General features: G+C 63.2%; 6 protein-coding genes. 3 read left to right on the forward strand and 3 right to left on the reverse strand.

What is annotated here, in order from left to right; genetic code table 11:
- Positions 1-73: 73 nt before the first annotated feature.
- Together rmuC and Q8T13_17215 are read right to left on the reverse strand one after the other, a co-directional pair.
- The gene (rmuC, locus tag Q8T13_17210; GenBank protein MDP3719503.1) at positions 74-1732 is read right to left on the reverse strand and encodes a DNA recombination protein RmuC; all 1659 of its coding nucleotides are present in this window, start codon (positions 1730-1732) and stop codon (positions 74-76) included.
- 114 nt (positions 1733-1846) lie between these two features.
- Positions 1847-2512 carry a hypothetical protein gene (locus Q8T13_17215; GenBank protein ID MDP3719504.1) on the reverse strand — a complete coding sequence of 222 codons (666 nt, stop codon included), beginning with the start codon at positions 2510-2512 and terminating at the stop codon, positions 1847-1849.
- A gap of 110 nt (positions 2513-2622) precedes the next feature.
- Here Q8T13_17215 and Q8T13_17220 point away from each other — a divergent pair, with 110 nt between their 5' ends.
- The 3 genes from Q8T13_17220 (at position 2623) to Q8T13_17230 (ending at position 7094) form a co-directional block, all read left to right on the forward strand.
- Positions 2623-5856 (forward strand): DUF3427 domain-containing protein, encoded by a 3234-nt coding sequence (locus tag Q8T13_17220; protein MDP3719505.1) that lies wholly within the window; start codon positions 2623-2625, stop codon positions 5854-5856.
- A gap of 116 nt (positions 5857-5972) precedes the next feature.
- Positions 5973-6644: a Panacea domain-containing protein gene (locus Q8T13_17225; GenBank protein ID MDP3719506.1), complete on the forward strand. Its 672-nt coding sequence runs from the start codon at positions 5973-5975 to the stop codon at positions 6642-6644.
- 12 nt (positions 6645-6656) lie between these two features.
- Positions 6657-7094, forward strand: a complete 438-nt coding sequence (locus tag Q8T13_17230) for a hypothetical protein (protein ID MDP3719507.1) — start codon at positions 6657-6659, stop codon at positions 7092-7094.
- Between the two features lie 25 nt (positions 7095-7119).
- Here Q8T13_17230 and Q8T13_17235 read toward each other — a convergent pair whose 3' ends face one another.
- Positions 7120-8265 carry a PQQ-dependent sugar dehydrogenase gene (locus tag Q8T13_17235; GenBank protein MDP3719508.1) on the reverse strand — a complete coding sequence of 382 codons (1146 nt, stop codon included), beginning with the start codon at positions 8263-8265 and terminating at the stop codon, positions 7120-7122.
- Positions 8266-8550 lie beyond the last annotated feature (285 nt).

An 8550-nucleotide genomic window follows, 5' to 3' on the forward strand; every position in this document is an offset into this window, starting at 1 on the left:
GCTCATGCCGGCGATTCTATCGCGGCCAGGACCGCCATTCTGGCAATCTTAAGCGGGCCGGCACTGGCGCAGGCTAGTGAGTCCGGCCATCAACGGCGTCGGTAGAATCGGAGGCGGCCTGGGCCTCGCCTACCTCGAGGCCTGGCGTAACCACCGCCTCCTGGCCATTCGTGCGAGCCAGCGGCGCCTCCGCGATCGTCAACACCCGAGTGCGGTGGTCGACGGGAGCGAGTGGTTTCAGTACTTTGGTCGTCTTGACGTGCAAAGCCTTGAGCTCTCGCGCCGACGGGGTCAGTCGGCCCTCGAAGGAGGCGACGGAGCTGTTGTAAGCCTCGACGGTTCGATCCAATCCGCGACCGACCGAGACGAAGTGCTCGACAACCGTTGCGATGCGGTCGTATAGGAGCGCGCCCACTTCAGCAATCTCCTCGGCCCGCTCAGCCACCTGGTGTTGCTTCCACCCGAAGGCAATTGCCCGAAGCAGCGGAATCAGCACGAGCGGCCCCGCGAGCATTACGTCCCGCTTCGCGGCGTCCTCGACAATCGTGAAGTCTGAGCTCAGTACTTCGTGCAGGGCCGACTCCACGGGCACATACATGACGACGAAGTCGGGACTGGGAACTACCGCTATCCCGTAGGCCTTGGCACTAAGCTGCACGACGTGCTGTCGCGTTGCTGCGGCGTGTTGCCCCAGGAGTGCCGCGCGCACTTCGTCATCGTCCGTCGCACAGGCGTCCAAGAACGCCTGCATTGGCGTTTTGGCGTCAATGACCACGTTGCCGCCACCGGGCAGGTGAATGATGACGTCGGGGATGAGGCGGCCCCCCTCTGTGTCGATACCTTGCTGCCAAGAATAGTGCTCGCCCTCAACGAGCCCGGCAGACTCCAGAGTGCGGCGCAGCTGAAGTTCACCCCAGCGCCCTCTGGTACCAGAGTGCTTCAGCGCCCGCGAGAGCTGCGAGGTCTCCTTTTGGAGCGCAGGCACGAGTGTCGCAACCTGCTGGACCTGCGCAATGATCGCCGTCCGGGTCTCGACACGGTTCTGTTCGGCTAGTTGGACGTCGCCCTGGAGCTTCTGGAGCAGTGCGGAAACGGGTCCAATCACGTCCTGAATGGCCTTCTGCTTCTGTTCGAAATCAGCCGAAGCCAGATGCTGAAGGTTCCCGAGCCGAGCCTGAGCCAAGGTCATGAACGCCTCATTGTTGGCGCTGAGGGCATCTGACGCCGTTGCCTTGACGGCGGCCTTGAAGTGGTCCTCCGCCTCAAGATACGCGTGCATCCGCTGTTCGTGCGCTTTGCGCTCCTGTTCGATCACCGTGTTAAGGCGAGCGTTGTCGACTTCGAGCGATGCGATCGCAGTCCGATGAGCGTCTCGAACCCCTTCGATCTCTGCGACCCTTGCCTTCAAGCTGTCGATCTCCTCGTCTCGCGCGGCAGCAAGGCTTCGGTCTGATTCCCGCAGGGTCTCGACTCGAACGTGCTGCTCAGAAGCGACTGCTGCCTTGATGCGGAGCTCATCAAGTAGCCCGCGACTCGTCGTCAACTCGGCTTCGCGCGCGACGAGAAGCTGGCGGAGTTCGTTGAGTTTCGCTTCGAAATCGGAGCGAGTTCGCTCAAAGTCAGAGGCCACGACAGCGCCGAGCGTGACCGCGCGCTTTGACGCCAGGAACCATCCCACCAACGCCGCAACTAGCAAGAGAGCCGGGTACCACAAAGAAATCGACATGGACATGCATCCTCCAGGCAAAAAGCGACCGCCTAGTTCAAAGACGCAGCCAGTCGAAGCTACTGACAGTTGGTCGGCGCGGCACCAGACGGTCGCTCAAGGTGGGGGGCCCGGGGGCGACTAACCCGAAGATTTCGCCCTGGGACCAAAGACCATGTCGTAGGCTCGCCCCGGAGCGACGGGCTGCCATTCGGCCTCAACCAAGTCCTCAAGACGGCATTGATTCGTCGATTCGAAGACCTCGATGTCCTCAGCCACTGATTCGAGAACTGTGATCCATTCGCTCGCCGTCACCGGCTCCTTGATCGCCAAGCGGTCTCTCACCTCGCTGTCGAGAGCCGGGCCAATCCGTCCACCAGTTACCAGCTTGATCGCCTTCGTAATGCCAACTGCATTCGCACGGCCTATTGTCGGGAGATCCCTGAAGACTTCCCACAGGCAGCTGAGTGCATCTCGCTCAATCCCTCCAACCAGTCGTAGATCTCTTATCGTGGTGCGGCCCAACACGCGAACGGGTTCGGTCGCCTTCGCAAGCAGATCATCGAAGCATGGTGCGTCGATCGCCGCGTCTCTCAGCAGCCGGATGGTTCGCCCCTTGGTCTTGCTGCGCACTGCTTGCCACTTGCTGAGTACGGCGCGGCACGTTCCAGCCACTTCTGCGGACGATAGAGGCTTGGTGTCATAGACACTCATCCATGACTGCCAGTCCCGCTTGTAGCGAACGTCAAAGCGCTTGATGTCTGCCTCGACTTCCGCGGCGGTCTTCGACGAGAGCGGCATCTTCATTAGGCAATCCTATGCGAACGACCTGGTGCCGTTTCCCTCGCAACGTGTCAGATCCTGCGCCAGGCGTGTGACAGATTGGGTCGCGCTCGAGTAACCTGGCACCGCGCCGCATGCCCGACCAGGACAACGACCTCCCCTTCGGGCTCTACGAGCGCCTTGTCACCGCCAGCCTGAAGGCGCGGCTCCTTCAGTTCGATCAAGAGCGGACCCGGGTTCAAACGGAAGAGCTGGATCCCGCGGAAGCCCACATCACCCTCGCCAGGCACATCGAGGGCGTCGTCGCGCGAGCGCTGCAAGGGATCCCGGCGGAGGACCGGGCTGCTAATCGGGTCGCGGTTGCGAACGAGATCATTGGGTTGCTTGGCATCGGTCCGGCTGAAGCCGGACGCTACATCGACACGAAGGCCGGACGCCACATCGACACGGAAGCCGGACACCGTATCGGCACCGGAGCCGGCAGCCACATTGACCCGGTCGAGATCCCGCCAAAACAACTGCGGTCGATTCAGCCGGTCACCGGACTGCCGGGCGACGACCGGGAACTTGTCGCGCCGCTGGTCCCGCTCTCCGCCTCCGACCTCCTCGTCAACGCCCGCGGCGAGCCGTCGCTGGCTCACGCGCTGGCGCACGAGATTCCGTCCGCCGACTCCATCGACCTGCTCTGCGCCTTCGTCCGCTGGCACGGCATCCGCGTGCTTGAAGACCAGCTCCGCGCGCACTGCCGCGCCGGGCGGCCCTTGCGCGTCATCACCACCGTCTACACCGGCTCCACCGAACGCAAGGCGCTCGACTGGCTCGTCGGCATCGGCGCGCAGGTGAAGGTGTCGTACGACACGCAGTCCACCCGCCTGCACGCCAAGGCCTGGATGTTTCGGCGCGCCACCGGCTACTCCACCGCCTACATTGGCTCGTCGAACCTGTCGAAGTCGGCGCTGATCGATGGCGTGGAGTGGAACGTGCGGCTGTCGGAAGTGACCTCGCCCGACATTCTGGAGAAGTTTGACGCGACGTTCAGCAGCTATTGGCAGAGCCCGGAGTACGAGGACTACGACCCGAAGCGGGACGGCGACCGGCTGGCCAACGCCCTCGCGCCGGCCCCGGACACCAGCGAGGACACGCCGCTGATGTTCCTGGACGTCACGCCCTGGCCGCATCAGACCGAGATTCTCGAGAAGCTCGCCGCCGAACGCGAACGCCACCACCGCTTCAAGAACCTGGTGGTCGCCGCCACGGGCACCGGCAAGACCATCGTCGCCGCCCTCGACTTCAAGCGCCTGCGCGCGCAGATGGGCGACCCGCGGCTGCTGTTTGTCGCACATCGGCAGGAGATCCTGAAGCAAAGCCTGAGCGCCTTCCGCCAGGTGCTGCGGGATGGCGCCTTCGGCGAGCTCTACGTCGACGGCCATCGTCCCGATGAATGGCGGCACGTGTTCGCGTCAGTGCAGTCGTTGGCGCAGCTGGATCTGGAGAAGATCGACGCGTCGGCGTTTGATGTGGTGATCGTCGATGAGTTTCATCACGCGGCGGCGCCGACGTATCGGAGGTTGTTGGAGCATCTGTTTCCAAAGGAGGAGGCTAAAGCCTCCTCCCTCCGGACGTCACCGAGAGAACTCCTTGGGCTGACGGCGACGCCGGAGCGGACCGACAGCGGCGACATTCTGCGCTACTTCGACAACCACATCGCGGTGGAGCTGCGGCTGTGGGATGCGCTCGAGCGCGGGTTGCTGTGCCCGTTTCAGTATTTCGGCCTGAGCGACAACACGGACCTGACCCACGTGGAATGGTCCCGAAGGGGCTACGACGTCACCTCCCTGGAGAAGCTCTACACCGGCGACGACAAGCGGGTGCAACTGGTGCTGCAGCAGATGCAGGACAAGCTCCGTGACGTAAGGTCCATGAAGGCGCTGGGGTTCTGCGTGAGTATTGCGCACGCCGAGTTCATGGCACGGCGCTTCACCGACGCGGGCTTGCCGTCGCAGGCGGTGTCGGCCAACACCGACAGTGACACGCGTCGCCAGGCGCTGGCGGACCTGCAGAAAGGCACCCTGCGCGCACTCTTTGCCGTGGATCTGTTCAACGAAGGTGTGGACCTGCCGGCCGTGGACACGCTGCTGTTCCTGCGCCCCACCGAGAGCGCCCTGGTGTTCATGCAGCAACTGGGCCGCGGCCTCCGCCGGTTCGAAGGCAAAGACTGCGTGACGGTGCTCGACTTCATCGGCCAGTCACACCGGAAGTTCCGCTTCGACCTGCGCTACCGGGCAGTGACAGGGACGTCTCGGAGTGAGGTCGGGAAGCAGATTGAACAGGGATTCCCCTTCCTGCCCGCCGGCTGCACCATGCAGTTGGATAGGGTTGCGAAGGAGATTGTTCTCGAGAACCTGAAGACGGCGCTGCCGTCGCGGCGGCCGGCGATGGTGGGCCACCTTCGCCAAGGCTACGGTGGCCAAGCCGTGTCGCTGGCCACATTCCTGGAAGACACAGGACTCGACCTTGTTGATGTGTATCGCTCGGGCTGCTGGTCGGGACTGAAGCGCGATGCTGGGTTGAGCGTTCCCAAGGCTGGGCCGAGCGAGGAAACGCTCGGGAAGAGCCTGGAGCGGCTGCTCCACATCGACGACCCGCTGCGGTTGGACGGCTATCGCGCCTGGCTCAAGGGAAAGGCGGCCGACCCTCGCCTGATCACGGCGCTTGTGTACACGTTGTGGAGCAGCAACGCGCCGGCGTCCCTCGAAGAGGCGCGGGACGCCGTCCAGGCTCATCCGGCTATCGTCGAGGAGTTGCTGAAGCTGTTTGATTTGCTGGAGGAGCGCGCGGACCATTTGACGTATCCGCTGTCAGAAGCGACGGCTGAAGCCGTCGCTCTCCGAACGTCACCGCCCCTATCGATTCATGCGCGGCATTCGCTGGTGGAGATCTTCTCGGCGTTCGGGCGCATCACGCCGGGCAAGTTCTACCAGCACCGCGAGGGTGTCTACCGCGACGAAGCGACCAACTCGGACCTGTTCTTCGTCACGCTCGAGAAGTCGGAACGCGACTACTCGCCATCCACGCTCTACAAGGACTACGCCATCTCGCCAACGCTGTTTCACTGGGAATCGCAGTCGCTCACGACGCAGCAGTCACCAACCGGCCAGCGATACATCAAGCACCGCGAGTTCGGCGGGCAGATCCTGTTGTTCGTGAGGGCCAGGAAGAAGCAGGACGGTCTCACCATGCCCTACACGTTCCTTGGGCCAGTGGACTACGTGTCGCACAAGGGCGAGCGGCCGATCGCGTTTACGTGGCAGCTGCGACGGCCGATGCCGGCCGATTTCTTCAGGGCGGCCAAGGTGGCGTCGGCGTAGACCGCTGCCGCGGGTGCGAGCGCTTGGAGGATCGCAGATTCTGCCATCTTTTCTCACCGTAAACTGTTCCCCGAAAACGCCTTGCGTCGTCCGGGGACCCACATCATAATCGTGACTTGGAAGTCACCCGAATGACGTCGCATCAATCACCTCTGACGTTTCGGTTCAGCCTCGACAAGTTCATCAACGCCCTTGCGTATTTCGCCGCGCACGGCGTGCACGACTTGACCAAGCTGAAGGCCGTGAAGCTTCTCTACCTGGCCGACCGCTACCACTTGTTCCACTACGGCCGCCCAGTCACGGGTGACCGGTACATCGCCATGGAATTGGGACCGGTGCCCGAAGGCGGATTCCAGCTCATCAGCCGACTGATCGAGCCAGCTGAAGTGGACGATGAGCCGCGTGCGAACGCGCTCGAACGGCTCGAAGTACACCGCGCGTTCCGGCGGTATCCGGTACTCAGGGCCAAGGGTAATCCCGATCTCAGTGTGTTCTCAGAATCCGAAGTCGAAGCCCTCGCATCGGTCGTCAAGGAGTTTGGCCAGGCGCGCGCGCGGGACCTGGTCGACCTCACCCACACGCATCGCGCCTACCTCAGGGCAGATGCCGGACGATCGCCGGGCAGCAGCACCGCCCTCCCCTACGAGTACTTCTTTGAAGATGCCCCTGATGATGTGAAGGCGATCAGCGGATTCGTCTCCTGTGAACAGGAAGACCGCGATTTCGCTGACGCGCTGCAACGAGCGGGACGCCGGGCGCTCCGCGCCCAGACTGCGGCGACCCGGTAGGCAAGTGACCAGGTGCTGCTGCCGCTTGACGTCGTCCTTCGACGCGGAGTGGTGTTTCGCTGGGTCGACTACGACGACCTCGACGACCCGGTATTTGCGGGACGAACTAAGCCGAAGTTTATCGTCGTCCTGAGCAACTCGGCCCACGATGATCCACTGATCTACATTCTGACCACATCGGAGAAGGCCAAGCACGAACACCATCCGTTTCCAGGCGATCTCGTGCATATCGCCAAGGGTTCATACGGCTTCCTGCCGGTCGATACTCTGATCGACGCGGGCACTGCCGGAGAACGCGAAGTTGGCCGCGCTGAATTCGTCGCGCTCTACAACCAGGAAAGCGTGGTCTATCAGGGGACGCTCAATGACGCGCACTGCGCCGACCTGATTCAGCGAATCACGGCTTCTCGGCGGGTGAGTACTAAACTCAAACGGATTCTAGGCATCTAGACGGCGCTCCAACGTCCTGGCTGACTTACGGCGCCGGCTCGATCCGAATCACCGCGCCGTCGTCCTCCTCGGTGAGGACATAAATCAACCCGTCAGGCCCCTGCCGGACATCCCTGATGCGCTGATGCAACTGCTGCAGGATCGACTCTCTCCTCGTCTCCCACAACTTCTCGTTGAACACCACCCGCTCGATGCCGCCGGTGCCGGGGATGCGGCCGCGGATGGTGCTGCCCACGAAGATGTTGCCCTTCCACTGCGGAAAGCGATCGCCGGTGTAGAAGATGATCCCCGACGGGGTGATGCCAGGGTTCCACGTGATCCACGCCGGCTCGATGCCCGGACGATTGGGATGCTCCATGGGCGAGCCGTTGTTCTCCCGCCCATAGCCATAGGTCGGCCAGCCGTAGTTGCCTCCCGGCGTGAGGATGTTGATCTTGTCGCCGCCCATGGGGCCGAGCTCGGCGTGAAAAATCTGCCCGGTCTGCGGATGCGGGGTGATGCCGAAATGATCGCGATGCCCCAAGGTGAAGATCTCCGGGCGCCCGCCCTTCCCCACCAGCGGATTGTCCGTCGGCACCGTCCCATCGTCCTTGAGACGGAGGACCTTGCCGAAGATGCTGTCGGTTGATTGCGCGTCCTTCAGCGGCGCGGCGCCGCCGACGGTGATGTAGAGCAGGCCGTCGAGACCAAACGTCATGCGCGAGCCGCCCGTTTGCACGGCGTTGCCGGCGTAGAGCTCCTCGACATCCGCAAAGCCGGTGCCCGTGTAGCGGCCACGGCCAAGCGCCAGCGTCCACTGCTTCTCGTTGAGCGCCTTGTGATAGGTGAAGTAGATCCACTTGTTGTCGGCGAACTTCGGATGCATGGCCAGGTCGAGCATGCCCGTGGTGCGAGTGGTGCGCATGGCCGGCAGGCCGGTGAGCGGCCGGGGATCGAGGCCGGTCTTCCTGAGCGCCAACACCTGGCCAGTGGGCCGGACGCCGATCAGGAAATCGCCATCCGGCAGCGGCAACAGGCTCCAGGGCCGCTCGATGCCGCGCGCGAGCACGGTGACCTTGATCTTCTGCTCGAAGGTTTCATAAACCTGCGGCTCCGTCGGCAACGGGAACCGCGGAGCGCCGGGAGCCGGGGGCCTGGGCTGGCCGAGGATTACGGCGCTAGAGAGGGCCACAACGACGACGGCAAGGGGCCACCGATTTGACTTAGACATAAACAGCCACAGATTAGAGCCTAAAACCTCGGCGGGAGGCACCTCTTGTCGGGAAGCTAATCCTTGTCGGGAGGGCAATCCTTGTCGGGACAAAAGCCCTATTCGACGATGCTAGAATGGCCGCATGTCGCAGCGAGCGGATGCCCTTCTCCAAGAGGCCCTTGCCCTGCCGGCCACGGAACGTGCCGAAGTGGCGACTGAACTGCTCGCCAGTCTCGACAGCCCCTCCCCGGAAGACCTGGCAGC

The organism is Acidobacteriota bacterium, assembly GCA_030697165.1.
In the GTDB taxonomy this organism is placed as follows: Bacteria; Acidobacteriota; Vicinamibacteria; order Vicinamibacterales; family UBA2999; genus 12-FULL-67-14b.

Coding starts and splice junctions, on each gene's coding strand:
- rmuC (MDP3719503.1), bottom strand. CDS start 1,732: ATGTCCATGTCGATTTCTTTGTGGTACCCGGCTCTCTTGCTAGTTGCG.
- Q8T13_17215 (MDP3719504.1), bottom strand. CDS start 2,512: ATGAAGATGCCGCTCTCGTCGAAGACCGCCGCGGAAGTCGAGGCAGAC.
- Q8T13_17220 (MDP3719505.1), top strand. CDS start 2,623: ATGCCCGACCAGGACAACGACCTCCCCTTCGGGCTCTACGAGCGCCTT.